The following is a 257-nucleotide window of genomic DNA, read 5'->3' on the forward strand; positions in this document are numbered from 1 at the left end:
CTCCTGACGTGGTCGCTGATCACGGTGGCGGGCATCGTGCTGTGGGGGGTGCACCTGCGCCGTGCGCGCCGCGCCGGGAACGACCTCGGCGACCGCTTCTCGGGGGCGGCGCCTGCCGACACTCCGCCCCGGGCCGGCGGCGAAGTCGATCCGGCCGCCCTGACCGGTCCGCTGCCGGTCGTCTCGCGAGGCCGGCGGTCGCTGCTGCGCCGGCCGGTGGCCTGGCTGCTCCTCGCGGCGTTCGGTCTGCAGTGCCT

General features: G+C 77.0%; 1 protein-coding gene. It reads left to right on the plus strand.

Going from position 1 to position 257, the window contains the following annotated elements:
- A partial coding sequence (locus ACQG3P_RS20445; RefSeq protein ID WP_426806066.1) for a hypothetical protein occupies positions 1–257 on the plus strand: 257 nt, incomplete at both ends.

This window comes from Stenotrophomonas sp. SrG, from assembly GCF_050031795.1.
Classification (GTDB): Bacteria; Pseudomonadota; Gammaproteobacteria; order Xanthomonadales; family Xanthomonadaceae; genus Stenotrophomonas; species Stenotrophomonas rhizophila_A.